The following is a 19,417-nucleotide window of genomic DNA, read 5'->3' as shown; positions in this document are numbered from 1 at the left end:
CAAGTGACTCACAAAGCACGACGCCAGGTGTGCGGGCCATGACGCGCGTGCGCGAGCGCCTGGGCCTGGCGATCGTGGTGTTCACTTGCTACTCGGGCGCGGCGATCGGTGTGACCAACGCCTATCCGTTCTCGACCTTCCCAATGTACTCCGAGGACGCGCCCAATTTTGGCGCGCGCTTGGTCGTCAAGGATCAAGCCGGGGAGCGGCGCGAGATCGAGCGCTACGAGAGCTGGACGTGCGCGGCGGATCTGAGCTTCGACGACCTCGAGCAGACGATCTGCCCCGACGGTCGGACCGGTCAACCAACCGGCTACCTGGTCAAAGAGGCGCTCGACCACATCCGCGACAACCCTGCTGCCCCCCACGCCGTCGCCGAGCCCGTCGAATTGATCGTCCGCACCTGGAGGCTCGAGGGCGATCAGATCCGCGAGCTCGACTGTCCCGTGGCCAAGTGCACGGCGCAATTGGATTGACCATGAGCGCGTCTGTCCACGGTGATGGCGGCCGGCCCGGGTTGCGCTGGGTGCTGGCGATCGTGCTGTTGATCAGCCTGTATGGCGTGGTCGAGAATTTTTTCCTCATCCCCCCGCCCGAGGACTCGCCCGCTTGGTCCCCGGCGTGGTTGGTCACGCTCGACGGGCTGGTCTGGCCGATCGTCGCGCTGTGCGGGCTCGCGCTGGTTGGCATCGCTGGCCTCGCTCGGGGCAAGCGCACGCAGCTGTGGTTTGGGCTGTTGGCGCTGGTAGCGATGGCGGTGCTCGTCGAGGCGATGGCCGCCCACGTGGGCGAGCATCGCCGCCGCTTTTACAGCGTGGGCGCGGCGCTGTTTGGCTGGCTGTGCGGGCTGATCTTCGCCCGGTCGCGCGGCGCCAACGATGATCGCAGCGAACGCCTGGCCGAAGCCGGGGCTGCGGCTGCGTTGGCTGCGACCTACGCCAACGCGGGGCTGCAAAAGCTGATGGCCGGCGGGTTGTTCGATGATCACTCGTTCCAGATCTACGTCCTGCACCATCACCACATCGATGACACCTCGATCATCGGGCGGATCGCCCAGCTGGTTGTCACGCACCCGCAGATCGGCGTCGGCCTGGCGCTCTCGGTCGTGGTGATCCAAGCCGGCGCGTGGATCTACCTGACGGGCCCGCGCGGGCGGATGATCTGGGGGACCTTGTTGATCAGCTTCCACGTGGGGACCCTGGCCTTCCTCCACATCATGTACGTCATGGCCACGGTCTTGCTCGTGGCCTGGAGCTACCCGTGGGCGCGGGTCTTTGCTCGTGTGCTTCGGCGGCCTGCGCCGCCCGTGAGCGTGGCCGACGACCCTCCGCTCAGCGCCCGCGAGCTCGCGATGCTGGCGGGCGTGGGCGCGCTCCTGGTCGCGCTCGCATGGATCGCGCCAACGCCCCACTCGCTCGGGTCAGCCGAGTCCAACGAGCCGCCCCACGTGCCAGCTTCAACCCCGCCCACCAACACCGACTCGAGCGACGGCGGGGGCGAGTGAAGCCGCCTGTGGGGGTCATGACGACTGATGGAGTCAATGTTGCCACTCGCGAACACGCGTATACTCGCGGCTTCTACCCATGCGCCGCTTCGAATACCGCGATCAAAAATCGAACAAGTTCTGGCAGATCGATCAGCAAGGCAACGAGGTCACCACGCAGTGGGGGCGGATCGGGACCGACGGCCAGTCGAAGACCAAGAGCTACCCGACGCCCGCCAAGGCCGAAGCGGACGCGGACAAGCAGATCCTGGCGAAGACCGGCAAAGGCTACGTCGAGCAGGGCACCGCCGACACGGCTAGCGTCGGCGCAGCGGCGCAGCTCGCGGCGGCTCCAGTCTCTGCCGCAGCCCCGCCCGCTGCCGCAGCTCCGCCCGCTGCCGCGCCGCAGAGCTCTGCCGCGCCGCAGGGCTCCGCCGCGCCGCAGAGTTCTGCGGCGCCGCAGAGCTCCGCCGCGCCGCAGGGCTCCGCAAGCCCGGATCCGCTACCCGACGGCGCCGAGACGACCGTCAAAGGCTCGGGCTCGAGCGTCTACACGCTGCGCAACGTCGGCGGCGTGTACTCGTGCACCTGCCCGGCGTGGCGCAACCAATCGCTGGCGATCGATCGCCGGACCTGCAAGCACCTTCGAAACCTGCGGGGTGAGGCTGCCGAGCAAGACCGGCTGCAAGCCCAGGGCGGCACGCTCCCGCAGCGCGCCGTCACCCCATCGGACGCGCCCGCGTTGCTGCTCGCGCACCGCTGGGAGCAGCAAGATCCAACCGGGTGGTGGATGAGCGAGAAGCTCGACGGCGTGCGGGCCTACTGGGACGGCAAGGGCTTCGTGTCGCGGCTTGGCAACGCCTACTTGGCCCCGGAGTGGTTCATTGAAGGGTTGCCCTCGTTCCCGCTCGACGGTGAGCTGTTCGCCGGCCGCGGCAAGTTTGCGCAGGCCGTCTCGATCGCCCGGCGGGCCGACGCGGGCGCGGCCTGGCGCGGGCTCTCGTTCGTGATCTTCGACGGACCCGGTCTCAACGCGGGCTTCGAGGGGCGCATCGCCCAGCTCGAGGATCACTTCCGCAAGCAGCCGTGGGCCCACGCCAACGTCCTCGAGCATCGCGTGTGCACCGGCGTCGACGACATGCAGGCCGAGCTGAAGCGGGTCGAGGCGCTGGGCGGCGAAGGCCTGATGTTGCGCAAGCCCGGCTCAAACTACATCGCAGGCCGGTCCGACACCCTGCTCAAGGTCAAGACCTTCTTCGACACCGAGGCCCGGATCATTGGCCACCAGCCAGGCACCGGCCGCCACAAAGGCCGGCTCGGGGCCCTGCTGCTCGAGCTCCCCAACGGCACCCGGTTCAAGGTTGGCACGGGGCTGTCCGACGCCGAGCGCGACAACCCGCCAAGCAGCGGCGAGATCATCACGGTCCGCTATCAAGAGCTCACCGACGCGGGCGTCCCACGCTTCCCTTCCTACGTGGGCGTCCGCACCGACATCGACTGGGACGCCGCCGTGGCGGCCGCGATCAACCGATCGCCCACATGACCCAGCCAGCGACGCCACCCAAGAACGCCAGCGCCGACATGGTGGCGAACATCATGGATCCGGCTGGGTGCCGATCCATGAACCGACCCATCTTGGTGCTGTTGGACTTCATGAACGTGACCGGGCAGGTCACGGCAAAGTCGCCGGCCCGCACGAGCTCGAGGGTCTCGATCGCCTCGAGCGCGTCCGCGTAGCGCTGGTTCTTGTCGTGCGCGAGCCCCTGCCGCAAGAAGTACCTCAGCTCGACCGGCACGGCGGCCTGATGGGGGTTCTCGAAGTTGTGATCGACCCCCGACGCCAACGACCGCTCCTCCGCGGCGAGCACGGTCTGCATCGCCGTCTGCTTGGCCTCGACGTAGGGCACCAACGTCAGCAACTCGTAGAGCACCACGAACGCGCTGTAGAGATCGCTGCGCCCGTCGAGATCGGCCACCTGCCCGGTCGCCTGCTCGGGTGACATGTACTGCGGCGTGCCGACCACGGCGCCGTCCACTGTCTCAGTCGAGGCCCGATCCAGCGCGGCCAGGTTGCCAGCCCGATCTTCGGTGCGCATCAGATGCGCGATGCCCCAGTCCATCAGCACCACCTCACCGTAGCGCCCCACCATGATGTTCTCTGGCTTGACGTCCCGATGCACGAGCCCCTGACTGTGTGCGTACTGCAGGGCCCGCAGCAGGCCCGCGAACAGATCCAGCCGGGCTTCGAAGCTGTAGCGCTTGTGGTAGCCAGCGTCGCCCGCGGCCAGCTTTTGAACGATCGAGCTGAGGGTCTCGCCCTCGACGTACTTCATGACAAAGAACAAAGCCCCGTCCTCGTCGACGCCAACGTCGTGGATCGGCACGATGTTGGGGTGCTCGAGGCTGCCGACCGTGCGGACCTCGTCGATGAAGCGCGCGACCGCGTGCGGGTCGGTGTCATCGAGCAGGCGCTTGACGGCGACCTTGCGGCCAATGTCGTGATCGTGGGCGAGCTTGACCTCACCCATGCCGCCCCGCCCGAGCAGCTTGTCCCCTTCGTAGCGGGTCTGATCCCGCGGCACGATGATCAGCCGGTCGCCCTCGCTGCGCACGTCTGGCAGCACGGTCGCGTGGCCCCGGGTCGCCCCCGAGAGCGTCTGGCCGGGCCCCGACTTGCCACCGCTGTCGCCGGCGATCAGCGTCTGCTGCATGGAGTCGGTCTGGCGATCGGCGACCAGCGTCTCTTGCGACGCGTCTGCGACCAGCGTCTGCTGGGTCTGAGGGGCAAACAGCGTGGCAGCATCGGTCTGTGGCGTCGCGCTGGCGCGCGGCGCTGATCCAGGCGGGTAGGCGGCGGTCTCGCGTACGGTCATGGGAGGGCTCCGACATGTCGACGTGCGAAGCTCGGGTGGATCGACACGTCCGCTCGAGTATCGCATTTGTGGTCTGTCACCGCGCACGTACGACCACATCGCTACACGGTTACGAACGCACAGAGCGCACCAGGCCTGCGCCGGGTACGCTCTCGAGATTGCTGCGATAGCAGCGACTCACAGGTCGCAGCTACTCGCCGGGGGGCTTCGACATGATCACGCTGCCGTGCTTGGCCTTGCGGTAGCGCTCGCGGACGATCTCGCCAGCGACCTCCCGCCCGCCAAGCCCAAACGCCAGCGCCCCCGCCAGACACAGCGCGCCAAACAAGAGGGCGAAGCTCAGCAGCACGAAGTCATCCGCGAAGCCGAGCTGATGCACGGCCATCGTGACGGCGAACACCAGCACGACGTAGCGGGCAAACTCGGCGATCCACACCGGGCGCGGGTCCACACCGGGGCCAGGCTTGGGCTGACCGGCCCGCTGCCGCGCCTCGATTAGATCCCGCACGTACTTGCCGACGGCGAACCCAATCCCAACGATCACCAGCGCGACCGCGGCCCGCGTGACCGCGAACAGCAACAGCGCGTCCAGATAGCTGGCCCACAGGTGCAGCCCCAAGCTGGTGAACGCCTGCACGGTCGCGAGCAGCACGATCCCGACCTGGACCACAAACCCGACGAGCCCCGAAGGCTTGGCCAGATCATCTTCGCGCTCGGTGATGTGGCCAAACCCGATCTTGTCCATCCAGCGATCAAAGCCGACGCCCTCGAGGGTCCGCTGGGTGATGCCACGCGCGAGCCGGCCAATGAACACACCCACGACCACGATCACGATCGCGAGCAACAGCGAAGGGAGGACCAGCCAAAACTGCGCCATCATGGCGGCCATTGGCACCGACAGGGTCTCGAGCCCGACCGCCTCGAGCGCCGCGATCGCGGTCTCGATCAGGATGAACGCCATCGCTAGCCAGCCGGCGACCTTGCTCGGCGTCGAGCTGCCGAACAGACCCGAAAGCCGCAGCTTGGCGACCAGGGTGTCAAACCCCAAAGACTCGAGCGCGCGGGTGACCACGAGCCTCACGATCTTGGACAGGATCCACCCGCCGATCCCGATCAACGCCGCGACACCCAGCGCCGGCAGCAGGCTCATGACCGAGTTGATCACGTTGCTGAGCGGGCGCGAGATCGCGGGGATCTGCAGGGCGTCAACGGCCCCGGCCAGGCCCAGCAGGATGACCAGCCAGAACACGACCTTGCCGACGGCCTGCGAGAACCGAAGCTTCCCGACTGGCGTGACCTCGCCAGCTGTGTCCACGCCAGCTGCGTCCACGCGAACCGCTGGTGGGACGCCCGCCGGCTCCAGCGCTTCCGCGGGGCTCTCGTCGAGCTCGGCGAAGCGCTTGTCGATACCCATGACCTGCAGCGCCTTGACGACGACCTTGCTCGAGAGCAGCGCGACGACGTAGGCCACGAACAAGATCAACAACGCCTTGCCGATCAGCGGCAGCGCCTGGGCCACGGTCGCAACGAAGCCCTGAATGGGCGCGGCGACCTGCTCGAGCCCGGCAAACTCGAGCACGGCGACGACCACGAGCGCCATCAACAGATAGAACACGACCCTGGCCGTGACCCGCTCGAGCCGGTTGGGATCCGCCGGGGTCCCGTCCACGCGCTTCGTGTCTTGGACCAGCGTCTCGATTCCAAGCCGCCTGGCGAGCCTGTCGTCGAAGCTGGTCTTGACCAGCACGCGATAGACCACCCACGCCAACAACTTTGCGATCAGCCAGCCGCCGATGAACAGCAACACGCCCGCGAGCAAGCGCCAGCCCAGCTGCACGACGTCATCAGTCGCAACCGGGCCCAGCAGCTCTCTCCACCACCGCACTGTTAAAACACCGGGCGGGCCCGGGTCCACGACGACTTGCTCGGCAGGCGGCGACCCACCTGGCGGGCCTGCGAAGGCGAGGCCGGGCAACATGACCACCAGCAAGGCGGTGACGCTGGCAAAGAATGACTCGAGTCGGCTTGGCATCTTGTTCCTTCGCGCGGCCCTGCGGGCCTCACAACTGCGTGCGCGAATCCAAGCATGTCGTCGTTGCGACCAAGAGCAACGCCATCTTCCGGCCATGTTCCGGCGTTCTTTGCGTGCGTCAGCGTGCAGCCAAGATCCGCGCCTTCTCGGCGATGATCAGCTCGCGCACGTGGTCGCGGAACGCCGCGACATCGCCCTTGAATTGTTGCGGATCCACCGGATCCATCACCTGCACATGACACTTGGCGGCGATCTTCACCATCAAGCCGTGCTTGGGCAGCGTGTCGGAGGTGCCCACCAGCACGATCGGGTACAGCGGACAATTGGCCTCTACCGCCAGACGAAACGCCCCGTCCTTGAACGCCTTGACCTCCGCGTCGGGGGAGCGGGTGCCTTCTGGAAACATCAGGATCGGCATGTCCATGTCGAGCCACGCGTGACAGCGCTTGCTCATTTCCACGATGCTGGCCTTGTCGCCGCGGCGCAGCGGGACGTAGCCGTTGTAGTGCATGTTCCAACCCAAGAACGGCGACCGAAACACCGCCGCCTTGCTGACCCACTTGTAAGGACGATACAGCCCGAACAGCACCAAGATGTCCCCGAGCGACTCGTGGTTCGAGACCAGCACGGCCTTGCCACGCCACGGCAGCTTGCTGCGGCCCGTGATCCGCAGCCGCCAAAACGGGTTGAGGTAGAACATGATCTGCGCCCAGAAGCACGAGTACAGATGCTGGATCACGCGGCGCTTGTCGAACGGCACGGTCACCATGAAGCACACGGTCGCGCCGACAAACATCACCGCACACACGAGCGCGAAGGTCAGCCACCAGACCGTTGCAAAGACCACCTGAGCAGCCCGCTTCATGGACGCAGACTACCGACTCGCGCGCCAACCAACAACGCTCGCCGCGCCGACGTCAAGTCATATGCGCACAGCCTGACGACAGCTCGCTCACGTTCGCGACACTTCGCCAAACGCCGCCAAGCGGTGCGCACTGATCGCGATCCAGTGCGCAGGGATCGCGATCCGATGCGCAAGGATCGCGATCCGATGCGCAAGGATCGCGATCCGATGCGCAGGGATCGCGATCCCGTGCGCAGGGATCGCGATCCCGTGCGCAGGGATCGCGATCCCTGCGCAGGGATCGCGATCCCTGCGCACTGATAGCGATCCGATGCGCTAACTCGATTCGGCCCCCGACCCGGGACCGCGGTCGAGTTCTTCGAACAATGTCGCGAGTACCCGCTCGACCAATTTGAGCTCGGCGGGAGAGCGCCCGACCAACAGGCCGTTGATCCGGGCGATCTCCTCCGGGACGCCCTCGAGCTCGAAGGAGGTAAACATGGCCGCAACCGACAAACCCAGGCCCCTACACACCTTTCGCAAGGTTCGGAGGGAGGGCGAGAAGTCCTGATGCTCCAGGCGCCTGATTGTGTCGGCTGCGAGCCCGCTCCGTTCCGCCAACTCTTCTTGAGTGAGCCGTCGGACTTCGCGGAGACGCTTGACGTGTGCCCCAAATGAAACTGCCACTTTTTCTGTTGTCGGCATTTCGCGTCGAGTTGATCCTGCTGTGACCCCCTCCGAGAGATTTTTTTTCGATCCGGCTCCGGATCAGCCAAGGTTGTCGGCTCGGGTGAGCTGACGACGGCCGGGAGATCTCCTCCCGTCCCGCGCGCGCGCGCGGCCGCGAACCCGCGCTATGGAGACGCCTCGAGGATCGCCCCCGCGACGTCCGTCCACAGCGCCTCGAAGCTCTTGTGGCCAAACCCCGAGCCCGAGGAGATCCAGTCGTGGTGCGCGGGCTCGTGGTTGGGATCGTGTAGATGCCCGATCACGTCGAGGTGATCGGCCGTCGCCACGTGAATGATCCGCCCGTGGACCTGCGAAGCCGTTGGCACCATCCCGTCGTTGTCGGCCGCGGTGGGCAACGCCCCCCAAGCCGCGCGCATGGCTCCGCGCTGTTGCTCGTCAAAGGGCACGTGAAAGTCCGGCGAGAGCGGGGTCGCGCGCCGGTACAGCCACTGCAAGAAGGCATGGGTCGCGTGCTCGTAGGGGCCCCCGCTCACCCGCAGCTGCGAGCGCAAGTTGGGCGCCGGGCACCGGGCGACAACGGATCCATAGCGGACCCCGGGTCGCTCGGAGACGCCCGCGTTGAACAGGTCGAGCGCCTGCGGCATCAGCTGCGGGATCAGGTGCGGCTCGGTTCGAAGCTCGCGCATGAAGTCCGCGACCGAGAGCCGCTCGTCCTCGGTCTTGCAGTCTTGTTCGAGGGCGTCGGCGGCCTCGCGCTCGAGGGTCTGCAGCACCACGTGCACCGGCGTGTTCGGCAGCAGCCCCTCGCCCACCAGCACCCGCGCCAGGCGCAGCGCCAAGTGAGCCGGGACCTTGCCGTGCCGCAGAAACAGCACCGTCAAGATCGAGACCGAGCGCAGCAGCGGCTCGCCGATCATCCCGGCGAGGTGACCCGCGAGCGGCGAGCCGCGGTGCGGGGTGCAGACCGAGATCACGCTGCGAACCCTGGCCGCGTGGACCTCGACCTCGCCGGGGCCGAGATCCACCCCGGGGCTGGTGACCAAGCGCGCGTCGAGCCCACCGGTGCTGTGGCCAACGACGTGGACCGGGCCGTCGTCGGGCAGCTCGGCGATCACGTCGCGCAGATCTCGAGCGCGCTGGCGCAGCGACGCGACCGGATGCGTGCGGACCCGATGCACCCGAACGTCGCAGCCCCGCGCCCGAAACTCGCTCTCGAGCAGCTCGCGGACGTGGGCGAAGTAGATCAGGGGACCAAAGTTCACGAACCCGAAGAAGCCAGGAACGAGCACGAGGTGTTGGGTCGCCACGACACCATTGTATAGGAGCCGACAGATGGTTTCTCAGCTCGCCGACACCAGCCAGACCCCAGCGGGAGCCCGCTCGCTGCGGTCTGGATGGTCCTGGTAGTGTGCCTCGATGCTCGACCGTCGGTTGCTCGTCATCTGTTCGATGTTGTTGGCCGCTTGCGGCGAGCCCGAGGTCTTCGGCGACGAGGGCGAGGCTGGCTCCGAGTCCGGGGACGCGTGCCGGCTTGGCAGCGAAGACTGCGGCTGTGACCAGCTCGCTTGTGACCCTGGGCTGGCGTGCGTCGAGGAGATCTGCGTGAGCTCCAGCTGCGGCGATGGGATCGTGCAGGAGCCCGAGCAGTGCGACGACGGCAACCAAGACAACACCGACACCTGCGTGCAGGGCTGCGTGCAAGCCAGCTGCGGCGACGGCTTCGTCGGCCCCGGCGAGACCTGCGACGACGGCAACCAAGACAACGCCGACGCGTGCAGCAACGCCTGCGTGCCCACGACTTGCGGCGACGGGGTCGTCCAGCCGCCCGAGCAGTGCGACGACGCCAACACCGACGACACCGACGACTGCCTCTCGACCTGCGCGCAGGCCAGCTGCGGCGACGGCTTCGTCCACGCGGGCGTCGAGGCCTGTGACGACGCCAACGCAGACGACACCGACGCGTGCCTGAGTGACTGCGTCGCGGCCAGCTGCGGCGACGGCTTCGTCCACGCGGGCGTCGAACCGTGCGACGACGGCAACGCCGACGACACCGACGCGTGCCTGAGTGACTGCGTCGCGGCCAGCTGCGGCGACGGCTTCGTCCACGAGGGCGTCGAGGCCTGCGACGACGCCAACACAGACGACACCGACGCCTGCACCCAGATCTGCGAGCTGGCCGCGTGCGGCGACGGGTTCGTGCAGCCCGACGCGGGCGAGCTGTGCGACGACGGCAACCTGATCGACGGCGACGGCTGCGACGCCACGTGCCTGCCAACCCCGGGCGCGCTCGAGGTCACCGCCGGCAGCCGCCACACCTGCGCGCTCAGCCTCGACCACGAGATCCACTGCTGGGGCGCCAACAACTTCGGTCAGCTGGGCCTGCCCGGCGCCGGCACGATCGGCGACAACGAGCTGCCCAACACCGTCGCGCCCGTCGTCGTTGGCGCGCCCGCGGTCGCCGTCACGGCTGGGTTCCTGCATACCTGCGCCATCCTCGACACCGGCAAGCTGCGCTGCTGGGGGATCGGCGCCAGCGGGGCGCTTGGCTACGGCAACACCCAGAACATCGGCGACGACGAGGACCCCGCCAGCGCCGGGGACGTCGACATCCCCGGCAGCGTCACGGCGGTCGTCGCCGCCACCGAGCACACCTGCGCGCTGATCGAAGGCGGCGCCGTCCGCTGCTGGGGCTCGGGCACCGTCGGCAAGCTCGGCCTCGGCAACACCACCTTCATTGGTGACAACGAGCTCCCCAGCGCCGTCGGCCCGGTCAACCTCGGCGGCACCGCCGTGCAGATCGCCGCCGGGGCCGTCCACACCTGCGCGCTGCTCGATACCGGCGAGGTGCTGTGTTGGGGCCAGAACAGCAACGGCCAGCTCGGCTACGCCAACACGGCCCACGTTGGCGACAACGAGCTCCCGGTCTCGGTCGGTCCGGTCGACGTTGGCGCCGTCGCAACTTTCGTGGCGACCGGCTGGCAGCACACCTGCGTGATCACGGACACCCAAGCCGTGCGCTGCTGGGGCAACGGCGGGTTCGGTCGGCTCGGCTACGGAGACACCAACACGATCGGCGACGACGAGCCGCCCAGCAGCGTCGGCGACGTCGATCTCGGCGGCGGCCTCGTCACCGCTCTGGCGCTTGGCGACACCCACACCTGCGCGCTGTTGGACGACGGCGCCGTCCGCTGCTGGGGCCGCAGCGACGGCGGCCAGCTTGGCTACGGCAACACGATCACGATCGGCGACGACGAGCTGCCCAGCGCCGTCGCCCTGGTCGAGATCGGCGGCTTGGTCACGCGGATCTCGAGTTCGTACCAGCACAATTGCGTGGTGCTGAGCAACCACGCGGTCCGCTGCTGGGGCCGCGGCGCGCAGGGCCAGCTTGGCTACGGCAACACGATCACGATCGGCGACACCGAGCTGCCCGCCAGCGTCGGCGACGTGCCGTTCTTGTAGGGATCTGGTAGCCTGCGCGGCGACCCGCCACGGGCAAGGTACGCGTGCGCAAACTCGAGAAATTGACGATCCAGGGCTTCAAGTCGATCCGCGATCAGACCCTGGCGCTCGCACCGTTGAACATCCTGATCGGGGCCAACGGCGTCGGCAAGTCGAACTTTGTCGGGGTCTTCCGGCTCCTGCGCGAGATCGTCACGCAGAATTTGGCTGGCTATACCGCGACCAAAGGTGGACCCGACGCGCTGCTGCACTTTGGACGCAAGCACACCGACACGCTGCACATCAATCTAGACTTCGCTGAAGGAAATCGCGCCAACGGCTACTCCGTGGACTTGGTGCCAACGCAAGACAACCGACTGATCATCGCGCGCGAGCAGGCGTTCTATCACGAACGCGAAAAGTATCGTGAACCCTACGAACTCGACATCGGCCTGCATTCGGACGAGTCCCAGCTTCGGGCCCACTCACACCTGTGTGCTCGTCAGGCGCTTCAGGACCTCGAGGGCTACCGGATCTATCACTTTCACGACACCGGGGCGACAGCGCCAATGAAGCAGCTGTGCGAGATCGATGACAATCGATTCCTCCGCGCGAACGCTGACAACCTCCCAGCCTACCTGTATTTTCTGGCGCAGAGGCACCCCGACAACTTCGCCACGATCGAAGGTGCGGTCCGACAGGTCGCGCCGTTCTTCGATCGCTTCGACCTCGCCCCCTCGCGCCTCAACCCGTCCCGAATCCAGCTCGAATGGAAGGAGCGGGGCCGTGACGCCTTCTTCAAGGCCTCTGCGCTGTCCGACGGTAGCCTGCGCTTCATCTGCCTCGCTACCCTCCTGCTCCAGCCCGCCCCGCCTGGCTTGATCCTGCTCGACGAACCCGAGCTCGGCCTGCACCCAGCCGCGATCACGGACCTCGCGAGCATGATGTCCGCTGCGGCGTCGCAGATTCAAATAATTGCAGCCACGCAGTCCGTCACTCTCATCAACCAATTTACTCCTGAGGACGTGTGGACGGTCGAGCGCGACGATGGTCAGAGCGTGTTCAAACAGCTCTCCTCCGAGGACATGTCCGCGTGGTCTGACGAGTACTCGCTCGGGGAGCTCTGGGAAAAGAACATCATTGGGGCGCGTCCGTGACCAAGCGGGCAATCTTGTTGGTCGAAGGCCAAACCGAAGAGCGCTTCGTCAAAGAGGTGCTCGCGCCCCATTTTTGGCCCAAGAACCTGTATCTCTCCGCGACCCTGCTGGTGACGAAGAAAGTGAAGGCCGGACCCAATTTCAAGGGAGGCGTCACTTCGTTTGGCAAGCTCGAGAACGACGTCAAGCGGATTCTTCAAGGCGCTGGTGATGCACTCGTGACGACACTAATCGACTACTACGGGCTCCCGCGAGACTGCCCCGGCATCTCGACGCGTCCGCCAAACGGCTCACCGGCACAACGGGTGAAACACGTCGAAGACAACCTCACGCAGCACTTCAGCGATCAACGCTTCTCTGCGTTTCTGGCATTGCACGAGTTTGAGGCGTGGTTGTTCTCTGACAGCACCACCTTGCCCCGCGTCGTCAACGCGAACCGCGACAGCGCTGAGCGCTTTGCCGCCTTGCAGGCCAGCTTCGCCACTCCTGAAGACATCAACGAGGGTCCGGCCACGGCGCCATCCAAGCGAATCGAGGGCTTGTTCCCCAGGTATCAAAAGACGCTCCACGGGCCGTTGGCAGCGCAGCAGATCTCGCTGGATCGAATTCGCGTGAAGTGTGCCCACTTCGGGGCGTGGCTAGAGATGCTCGAGCGCTTTGCCGTGGCCTAGTGCCGCACACCCTGAGTTCGATCCGGGTTATGCACGGCACTGAGGCCCAATGGCAGTGTCGCAGCTCCTAGAGCGCCAATCAGTTTGAATTCACGACGCCAGGCACATCTGGGACCGCCCCTGCCGTTGTCGGTCGGCGCTCGCAGTATGCCGGATACAGCTTCGGCCTCCCTCCTAGGCAGGAACGGCCCCAGACGCACCTGACGCCGCGACTCCAAACTGATCGGTGCCCTAGCAGTACGCCCGGTACAGCGTCGTCGCCGCTCCTCGCCCTTGGGCCTCAGCTCCGCACCTAACCCGGAACGAACTCAGGGTGTGCGGTCGTAGGCGCGTCACTGCGGCTCACGCCGAGCCAACACGCCCATACCCCACAGCGCCAGCGCCCCCACGCCCAGCACCCCAAGCTTGGCCAGCAGCTCCAGCCAGACCCCAAGCCGCCCATCGACGAGCATCCCGGCCGCCACGACCGCCAACAGCACCCCGGCGATCCGCGCGAGCCGGCCGACTTCGAAGTCCGGCATCTCGCAGCGCCGCGCCGCCCAGCGCACGCCAACGACCAAGATCGTGTAGCCCACGACGGTTGCCCACGCGGCGCCGACGAGCCCGTACTTCGGCAGCCACAGCAGGTTGAGCGCCACGTTGGTCACCCCGCTGACGACCGTGATCACGGGTATCAGGCGGTTTTGCTTGTAGTAGAACAGCACCGCCACGTAGACGTAGTAGAGCCCCTGAAACAACCCGCCAAGCGCGAGGATCGGCGCGAGCTCGGCCGCGAACGCGAACTTGGCGTTGATGAGCCCGGTACGCACGATCGTGGGCGAGAGCACGACCATCGCGGCGCTCATCGAGCCGACCGCGAGCATGAAATAGGTGATCGAGCGGGCCACGAATGCGCGCTGTTCAGGCCGCCCGTGGGCGCGGGTGAACTGCGGCACCCAGGCGTTGTTCATGGACACCGCGATCATGTTGACGGCGCTCATGAAGTCGTACGCGGCGGTATAGATCCCGACCGCGCCCGTGCCGAGGTTCAGCTCGCCTTCGGCGTTGGGCGTGATCCCAAGCTCCGCGACCGCAGCCGCGGTCGCCTTGACGTCGAGCCCCGCGTAGTAGTGCACGATGACGAAGCGATCCGACATGCCCAGCACCCAGTGCGCGATCAAGTGCGGCACCAACGGCAGCGAGAAGCGCAGGGCCGAGCGCAGGTCATCCCAGCTCCACGCCAGCTTCAGGTGACGAACCGTGAAGACGGTGAACGGGACCGCGAGCACGAGCAAGCTCGCGGCGCGGCCAACGAACATCCCCATCACCCCGATCCCCGCGAGCCCGACCAGGCTCAGCGTGCCGAGCACGTTGACCGCCGATCCCAGCAGGCTGACGCCAACGAACGGCTTGGAGTTCTCGGACGCGACCCAGACCGCCTTGGGCACGACCCCCAGCACGCCGAGAAACACCATCCACACGGTCATCAGGCCGTAGGGCCAAAACGGAAGATCAACAAACAACAACGGAAACAGCGCGGGGCCGGTGACCGTCGCGATCACGCACATGCCAAACGACCACGCCAACAAGAACGACAGGATCGTGCCTTGAAACCGGGCCTTGGCGGCCTCGTCGTGCTCGTGATCGAAGTAGAAGCGGGTGACCGATCCGTGCAGGGCGGGGTTGCACAGGTGCGTGAAGCCGGTGAAGGCCATCATCGCCAGCGAGAACACGCCATACTCTGCCGGCAGCAAGAACATGGTCAGGATCGGCATCATCACCACCGACAGCAGCGACAGACCGAGCTCGCCGAGCGCGTAGATGCCCGAGTTCTTGAACAGCCGTGCGATCCGAGCCCGCGAGCTGCCGAGCTTCGGCAGAGCTGGATCGGCCTCGTTTACGTCGTTGGTGTCGTTCATGGCCGGCGACCCAAACCCAGCGCCACGCCAAGATCATGCGCCCGACGACGCAGGCCAACGGTGAGCCGCGCGCCGCGCTGATCCGCGCCAAGCAGCAACAGCTCGCGCAGCTGCTCGGGCGTGCGCTTGTGCTCCGCGCCCAGCTCGTAGGCGCCAAGCTCGACGTTGCAGACCGCGTCGGCAGCGACCGCGGCCAGGCTTGGAAACTCATCGCGCTGCCACTGATCAAATTGCTCGCCGCTCGCGTCTTCGGTCGCGCTCAACCCGGCCAGCGGCCCGTACAAGAAGAACGGTCGCCCGGCCTCGAGGGCATAGAACGCGGCCGTGCTCACGCGGTTGGAGCTGACGTACGCGTGGCGTTGGATCAGCTCCCGCTGCCGCTGCAAGAACGCCGGGTTGTCACCGCGAGCGCCCATCGTCGTGGTCGCAAACCCGTGGCGCTCGAACACCTCGCGCAGCGCCGGCTGCTCGTACTCGAACCAGTACAGGCACACGGTGATCGGCCCAAACCCCGCGGCCTCGAGCCGGACCAGCGCCTGCGCGTAGTCGTCCATGGTCCCGGCGAGGGCCTGCTTTTCCCAGCCGTGAAACGGGACGATCAACACGCTGCGCGGATGATCCGGCCCCGGGTCGGGCGCGCGCGGCATGTACAGCCACGGCGCCCCGATCGCCACGGCCCCGCGGTACCCGGCCTCCCGCGCCCGCGCCAGGTTGCGGCTCGACCACACGATCTTCGGCCCCGGCTGGGCCATGTCTTGGGGCCGCATGCCAACTCCGGGTTGCCAGCCATGCTGCAGCCGCACGGGGATCTGCGTGCGCGGCGAGAGCCCGCAGTACGACAGCAGCAGGTGCGCGTGTCCGTAGTGGCGGTTCTCTTCGAACAACGAGGCCCCAATCGCCCAGACTCGGATCGTGCTCGGCTCGCCTCCGCGCGTTCCAACGCACTCGCTTCGCTCGCGCCCTCCGGTCTGGGCGACTGGGGAGCGCTTCGCTCGTTTGCCCGGCCCGTTTGAGGGTGTCAAGCGCCGGTCTGGGTCCACACGACCGCAAACTGACCGGCGCTCTAGTTGACACGGCCCGGTGCGCCTCTGAGGATGCCCCGCAATGGCCTCGCTCTGGCCCCCACTCATGGACACGCCGCCGGATCTCTCCGGCAAGGTCATCCTCGTCACCGGCGGCACCGGCTCGTTCGGCCGCGCCTTTGTCACGCGCCTGCTCGCGCAACACGCGCCAGCCAAGGTCATCGTGTTTTCGCGTGACGAGCAAAAGCACTACGTGATGCAGCGCGAGCTCGATGATCCGCGGCTGCGCTACTTCGTCGGCGACATCCGGGATCGCTCCCGCCTGCTGCGAGCGCTGCGGGGCGTCGACATCGTCGTCCACGCGGCCGCGATGAAGCACGTGCCGCTGGCCGAGTACAACCCGATCGAGGCGATCCGCACCAACGTCGACGGCGCGGCCAACCTGATCGACGCGGCGCTCGAGCGCGACGTCGAGACCGTGATCGGCCTGTCGACCGACAAGGCCGCGAGCCCGGTCAACTTGTACGGGGCGACCAAGCTGTGCATGGAGAAGCTGCTGGTCGCCGCCAACTCCTACAGCGGCAAGGACGGCCCCAAGTTCAAGCTGGTCCGCTATGGCAACGTCGTTGGCTCGAAGGGCAGCGTGCTGCCCGTGTTCTTGCAGCAACGCGAGACCGGCACCCTGACCCTGACCGATCCCACGATGACCCGGTTTTGGATCCGCATGGAGCAGGCGATCGACCTGGTCATGCTGACCCTGCAAGACGGCCAGGGCGGCGAGGTCTTCGTGCCCAAGATCCCCGCGTGCACCGTTGCGACCTTGGCCAACGCCGTGGCGCCAGATGCCATCAAGCAGGTGATCGGGATCCGCCCGGGCGAGAAGATCCACGAGCTGATGATCACCACCGACGAGTCGCGCAACGTGCTCGAGTACGATCGCCACTTCGTGATCACCCCAAGCTTTCCGTGGTGGGGTGGCCCCAAGCGCGAGGGCAAGCCGGTCCCGCCCGGGTATCACTTCTCCAGCGACATCGCCGAGCAGCTCGACGCGCCCACCGTCGCCGCCATGCTCCGCGAGATTTCAATGCTCTAGGCGTCGGCGGCCTGCTTGATCAGCAGCTTTTGACGCAGCGAGTCCGCCCAGCCCTCGAGGTTGGCGATCGTGCTCTCGAGCTGCTGGGGTGACTCGGCGAGCTCGGACAGCGCGGCCTCGAGCAGCTGCTTGGCGCGGCGGATCCGCCCGCGGACGGTGCCCTCGGGCACCTCGAGCACCTGCGCGAGCTCCGAGCCCGACATGTTCTCCCAGTAGTAGAGCTCGAGGGTGATCTGATGGTCCATTGGCAGCCGCCGCAGCGCCTGCAACAACAGCTCTTGCTCGCGCTTGTCGGCCACCAACAGCGACGGCCCAGGCCCGAGGTCGTGGACGGAGACCACCAGCGGATCGAAGCGCGCGTCGTGGTAGCGCTTGTCCCGGTAGTAGCGGCGCAGGACGTTGCGGGCGACGCCGAACAAGTAGCCGCGGAAGCTGGCGTCGCCGCGGAACCGATCCCGGCCCTCGACGCACGCGAGGAAGGTTCTTTGGATGAGGTCGTCGACCTCGTTGGGGGCCTTGTTCGCGAAGAACCGGCAGATGCAGTCGAAGTGGCGGTTGAACAGCTCGTTACCGGCCCGCGCGTCGCCTTCCCGCCAGCTCTCGAGCAGGTCGATGTCCGACTTGGCCGCGGGTACCTGAGCCATGCCAGCGCGATCCTAGCAGTGCGCAATCTTCTCGCCCAGGGCTGGGCTTTGGCCTAGAGGACAGTCGCCGAAGAACGATCGATCCGTAGCGCTCATGGTACATCTACCTCGGACTTCTACTTGCTGCGGACGGGGCCCCAGGGGCCACCCACGGGCGCCCGCCCCAAACGAGACTTTCATGACCATTTTTTTGCTTCCCAAAACGTGCCCTTCTTCACGCCCGATCCTCGCGGGGATCGCGGGTCTTGGCCTGCTGCTCTCGCTCCCGCTGACCGGCTGCGGGATCGCCAAGATCGAACCAGAGGAGATCGACATCGACGTCGCTGATGAGAGCGGCACCGGTGCCGTGACCGGAACCGAGACTGGTGATGATGAAGGCGGGACCGACGCCAACACCGGCGACGGTGATGGGGATCCAAGTGGCGACGGCGATGGCGATGGCGATGGCGATGGCGACACTGCAGATACCGGCGACGGTGATGGCGATGGCGACACGCCATGTGACAGCCTCGTGCCAACCGAAGTGTTCGACGGCGCGAACCAGATCGACGTACTCGATGGCGTCTCGTTGCTCGCGGGAATGTGTGGCGGAGCCGGACCCGAGGCCGCGTTCATCTACACCGCGACCCTCGACGGCACCGTGCAGATCACCCTGAGCAATCCAACCTTCGAGGGCGCGGTGTACATCATGAACCAGCTATGCGAAGAGCTCGACTGCGAGCCCGCACCGCAGATCCTCGAGCTCGATGTGATGGTGGGTGAGCAGGTCTACATTCTGATCGACTCGTTCACCTCCGGCGGAACCGGCAGCCTCGAGATCAACCCCATTTAGCCCCTGGCAACTCGTTTGCCCCCTTGAACTTGCGAGGAACATGACATGACGAACGCAGCAAAATTTGGACTCTCCAGCTTGGTCTTGGGCGGCGCGCTCGCGCTGCAGGGTTGCATCCTGGAGAAGATCGAGCCTGAAGAGATCGACATCAACGTCGCTGACGAAGAGACAGGCTCGAACGGCGACGGCGACGGCGACGGTGATGCTACCGGGGACATTGATACGGGCACGGGCGACGGCGACGGCGACGGCGATCCCGGCGACGGTGATGGCGACGACACCGGAGACGGCGACGGCGACGGCGACGGGGACGGCGATGCTACCGGGGACGGCGACGGCGATGGTACCGGTGACGGGGATGGCGACGGCGATGGCGAGATCCCCTGCGCCGAGTTCGATGCCGAGCCGCTGGTCGAGGGCGACAACGACATCGCAATCGGCAACGTGATGTCCTCGTTCGAGGCCTCGTGCGGCGCACCTGGACCCGACGCGCTGTTCAGCTTCACGGCCCCAGCCGACGGCACGTTCACCTTCACGCTCGACAGCGCAGACTTCGAGGGCGTCATCTATCTCGTGGGCCCCTCGTGCGCGCCGCTCGAAGAGCTCGACTGCCAGCCCGAAGGCCAGGACCTCGCCTACCCGATGTTGCTCGGCGAGGTCGTCTACGTGGTCGTCGACTCCACGGTCGATCCAGGCGCGGCAACGGTGACGATCGCCGCGCTCTGAGCTCGCCGGGAGCT

18 protein-coding genes and 1 pseudogene are annotated in these 19,417 nt (G+C 66.7%); 10 read left to right on the top strand and 9 right to left on the bottom strand.

All coding sequences use genetic code 11. The features are described 5' to 3' along the window. Positions 1 to 38 precede the first annotated feature (38 nt). The 3 genes from DB30_RS12445 (at position 39) to DB30_RS12435 (ending at position 3,026) form a co-directional block, all read left to right on the top strand. On the top strand, positions 39 to 476 hold the full coding sequence (locus DB30_RS12445; protein WP_146658615.1) for a hypothetical protein: 438 nt from the start codon (positions 39 to 41) through the stop codon (positions 474 to 476). 2 nt (positions 477 to 478) lie between these two features. After that, positions 479 to 1,504 (top strand): hypothetical protein, encoded by a 1,026-nt coding sequence (locus DB30_RS12440; RefSeq protein ID WP_052548633.1) that lies wholly within the window; start codon positions 479 to 481, stop codon positions 1,502 to 1,504. Positions 1,505 to 1,583: 79 nt separating this feature from the next. Beyond that, complete coding sequence (locus tag DB30_RS12435; protein ID WP_146658614.1) at positions 1,584 to 3,026, top strand: DNA ligase; 1,443 nt, start codon at positions 1,584 to 1,586, stop codon at positions 3,024 to 3,026. Here DB30_RS12435 and DB30_RS12430 read toward each other — a convergent pair. From DB30_RS12430 to DB30_RS12420, 3 genes are all read right to left on the bottom strand, one after another. Then, positions 3,007 to 4,356 (bottom strand): serine/threonine-protein kinase, encoded by a 1,350-nt coding sequence (locus DB30_RS12430; RefSeq protein ID WP_052548632.1) that lies wholly within the window; start codon positions 4,354 to 4,356, stop codon positions 3,007 to 3,009. The two genes, DB30_RS12435 and DB30_RS12430, sit on opposite strands and share 20 nt — an antisense overlap. A gap of 190 nt (positions 4,357 to 4,546) precedes the next feature. Next, positions 4,547 to 6,388: a mechanosensitive ion channel gene (locus tag DB30_RS12425; RefSeq protein WP_165703733.1), complete on the bottom strand. Its 1,842-nt coding sequence runs from the start codon at positions 6,386 to 6,388 to the stop codon at positions 4,547 to 4,549. Positions 6,389 to 6,506: 118 nt separating this feature from the next. Beyond that, on the bottom strand, positions 6,507 to 7,253 hold the full coding sequence (locus DB30_RS12420; RefSeq protein WP_052548630.1) for a lysophospholipid acyltransferase family protein: 747 nt from the start codon (positions 7,251 to 7,253) through the stop codon (positions 6,507 to 6,509). Between the two features lie 165 nt (positions 7,254 to 7,418). Here DB30_RS12420 and DB30_RS42760 point away from each other — a divergent pair, with 165 nt between their 5' ends. Next, positions 7,419 to 7,553: a hypothetical protein gene (locus tag DB30_RS42760; protein ID WP_276204353.1), complete on the top strand. Its 135-nt coding sequence runs from the start codon at positions 7,419 to 7,421 to the stop codon at positions 7,551 to 7,553. Between the two features lie 15 nt (positions 7,554 to 7,568). On the opposite strand, the gene DB30_RS42245 is transcribed toward DB30_RS42760, so the two are convergent. The 3 genes and pseudogenes from DB30_RS42245 to DB30_RS12410 all read right to left on the bottom strand — a co-directional run bounded on the left by DB30_RS42245 (position 7,569) and on the right by DB30_RS12410 (position 9,229). Then, positions 7,569 to 7,733, bottom strand: a complete 165-nt coding sequence (locus DB30_RS42245; RefSeq protein ID WP_240480224.1) for a hypothetical protein — start codon at positions 7,731 to 7,733, stop codon at positions 7,569 to 7,571. 15 nt (positions 7,734 to 7,748) lie between these two features. Further along, positions 7,749 to 7,937: pseudogene (locus DB30_RS42240) on the bottom strand (helix-turn-helix domain-containing protein); the annotation flags it as partial. Between the two features lie 149 nt (positions 7,938 to 8,086). Further along, positions 8,087 to 9,229 (bottom strand): esterase/lipase family protein, encoded by a 1,143-nt coding sequence (locus tag DB30_RS12410; protein ID WP_052548627.1) that lies wholly within the window; start codon positions 9,227 to 9,229, stop codon positions 8,087 to 8,089. A 109-nt stretch (positions 9,230 to 9,338) separates the two neighbouring features. Here DB30_RS12410 and DB30_RS12405 point away from each other — a divergent pair, with 109 nt between their 5' ends. Genes DB30_RS12405 through DB30_RS12395 form a run of 3 tightly spaced genes read left to right on the top strand, consistent with a single transcriptional unit; the run spans position 9,339 to position 13,188 of the window. Then, complete coding sequence (locus DB30_RS12405) at positions 9,339 to 11,381, top strand: RCC1 domain-containing protein (RefSeq protein WP_052548626.1); 2,043 nt, start codon at positions 9,339 to 9,341, stop codon at positions 11,379 to 11,381. Positions 11,382 to 11,425: 44 nt separating this feature from the next. Continuing rightward, positions 11,426 to 12,517 (top strand): AAA family ATPase, encoded by a 1,092-nt coding sequence (locus DB30_RS12400; protein WP_052548625.1) that lies wholly within the window; start codon positions 11,426 to 11,428, stop codon positions 12,515 to 12,517. Beyond that, a complete protein-coding gene (locus DB30_RS12395; RefSeq protein ID WP_052548624.1) occupies positions 12,514 to 13,188 on the top strand; it encodes a DUF4276 family protein in 675 nt (224 codons plus the stop codon). The genes DB30_RS12400 and DB30_RS12395 overlap by 4 nt, the downstream gene beginning before the upstream one ends. Before the next feature lie 332 nt (positions 13,189 to 13,520). On the opposite strand, the gene DB30_RS12390 is transcribed toward DB30_RS12395, so the two are convergent. Both DB30_RS12390 and DB30_RS12385 read right to left on the bottom strand, forming a co-directional pair. Beyond that, the gene (locus DB30_RS12390) at positions 13,521 to 15,086 is read right to left on the bottom strand and encodes a lipopolysaccharide biosynthesis protein (RefSeq protein ID WP_052548623.1); all 1,566 of its coding nucleotides are present in this window, start codon (positions 15,084 to 15,086) and stop codon (positions 13,521 to 13,523) included. Continuing rightward, positions 15,083 to 15,970, bottom strand: coding sequence for a hypothetical protein (locus DB30_RS12385; protein ID WP_052548622.1), 888 nt, complete (start codon positions 15,968 to 15,970; stop codon positions 15,083 to 15,085). Before DB30_RS12385 ends, DB30_RS12390 begins: the two co-directional genes overlap by 4 nt. Before the next feature lie 220 nt (positions 15,971 to 16,190). On the opposite strand from DB30_RS12385, the gene pseB reads away from it, so the two are divergent. Further along, positions 16,191 to 17,201: a UDP-N-acetylglucosamine 4,6-dehydratase (inverting) gene (gene pseB / locus DB30_RS12380; protein WP_205632967.1), complete on the top strand. Its 1,011-nt coding sequence runs from the start codon at positions 16,191 to 16,193 to the stop codon at positions 17,199 to 17,201. Here the strand turns inward: pseB and DB30_RS12375 are convergent. Next, the gene (locus DB30_RS12375; protein ID WP_052548620.1) at positions 17,198 to 17,845 is read right to left on the bottom strand and encodes an RNA polymerase sigma factor; all 648 of its coding nucleotides are present in this window, start codon (positions 17,843 to 17,845) and stop codon (positions 17,198 to 17,200) included. The genes pseB and DB30_RS12375 overlap by 4 nt on opposite strands. Positions 17,846 to 18,023: 178 nt before the next feature. On the opposite strand from DB30_RS12375, the gene DB30_RS12370 reads away from it, so the two are divergent. Both DB30_RS12370 and DB30_RS12365 read left to right on the top strand, forming a co-directional pair. Then, on the top strand, positions 18,024 to 18,677 hold the full coding sequence (locus tag DB30_RS12370) for a hypothetical protein (protein WP_052548619.1): 654 nt from the start codon (positions 18,024 to 18,026) through the stop codon (positions 18,675 to 18,677). Between the two features lie 45 nt (positions 18,678 to 18,722). Continuing rightward, on the top strand, positions 18,723 to 19,403 hold the full coding sequence (locus tag DB30_RS12365; protein WP_052548618.1) for a hypothetical protein: 681 nt from the start codon (positions 18,723 to 18,725) through the stop codon (positions 19,401 to 19,403). The last annotated feature ends 14 nt before the right edge of the window (positions 19,404 to 19,417 follow it).

Origin of the sequence: Enhygromyxa salina (assembly GCF_000737335.2) — a bacterium.
Taxonomy (GTDB): Bacteria; Myxococcota_A; Polyangia; order Nannocystales; family Nannocystaceae; genus Plesiocystis; species Plesiocystis salina_C.
Note: the sequence above shows the minus strand (reverse complement) of the source record. Positions and strands in the feature narration are given on the sequence as shown.

Bases quoted from the DNA above. Each gene is read 5' to 3' on its own strand.
- DB30_RS12365 (WP_052548618.1), top strand. From the start codon at position 18,723: ATGACGAACGCAGCAAAATTTGGACTCTCCAGCTTGGTCTTGGGCGGC.
- DB30_RS12405 (WP_052548626.1), top strand. From the start codon at position 9,339: ATGCTCGACCGTCGGTTGCTCGTCATCTGTTCGATGTTGTTGGCCGCT.
- pseB (WP_205632967.1), top strand. From the start codon at position 16,191: ATGGCCTCGCTCTGGCCCCCACTCATGGACACGCCGCCGGATCTCTCC.
- DB30_RS42245 (WP_240480224.1), bottom strand. From the start codon at position 7,733: ATGTTTACCTCCTTCGAGCTCGAGGGCGTCCCGGAGGAGATCGCCCGG.
- DB30_RS42760 (WP_276204353.1), top strand. From the start codon at position 7,419: ATGCGCAAGGATCGCGATCCGATGCGCAAGGATCGCGATCCGATGCGC.
- DB30_RS12420 (WP_052548630.1), bottom strand. From the start codon at position 7,253: ATGAAGCGGGCTGCTCAGGTGGTCTTTGCAACGGTCTGGTGGCTGACC.
- DB30_RS12370 (WP_052548619.1), top strand. From the start codon at position 18,024: ATGACCATTTTTTTGCTTCCCAAAACGTGCCCTTCTTCACGCCCGATC.
- DB30_RS12425 (WP_165703733.1), bottom strand. From the start codon at position 6,388: ATGCCAAGCCGACTCGAGTCATTCTTTGCCAGCGTCACCGCCTTGCTG.
- DB30_RS12435 (WP_146658614.1), top strand. From the start codon at position 1,584: ATGCGCCGCTTCGAATACCGCGATCAAAAATCGAACAAGTTCTGGCAG.
- DB30_RS12375 (WP_052548620.1), bottom strand. From the start codon at position 17,845: ATGGCTCAGGTACCCGCGGCCAAGTCGGACATCGACCTGCTCGAGAGC.
- DB30_RS12390 (WP_052548623.1), bottom strand. From the start codon at position 15,086: ATGAACGACACCAACGACGTAAACGAGGCCGATCCAGCTCTGCCGAAG.
- DB30_RS12445 (WP_146658615.1), top strand. From the start codon at position 39: ATGACGCGCGTGCGCGAGCGCCTGGGCCTGGCGATCGTGGTGTTCACT.
- DB30_RS12430 (WP_052548632.1), bottom strand. From the start codon at position 4,356: ATGACCGTACGCGAGACCGCCGCCTACCCGCCTGGATCAGCGCCGCGC.
- DB30_RS12440 (WP_052548633.1), top strand. From the start codon at position 479: ATGAGCGCGTCTGTCCACGGTGATGGCGGCCGGCCCGGGTTGCGCTGG.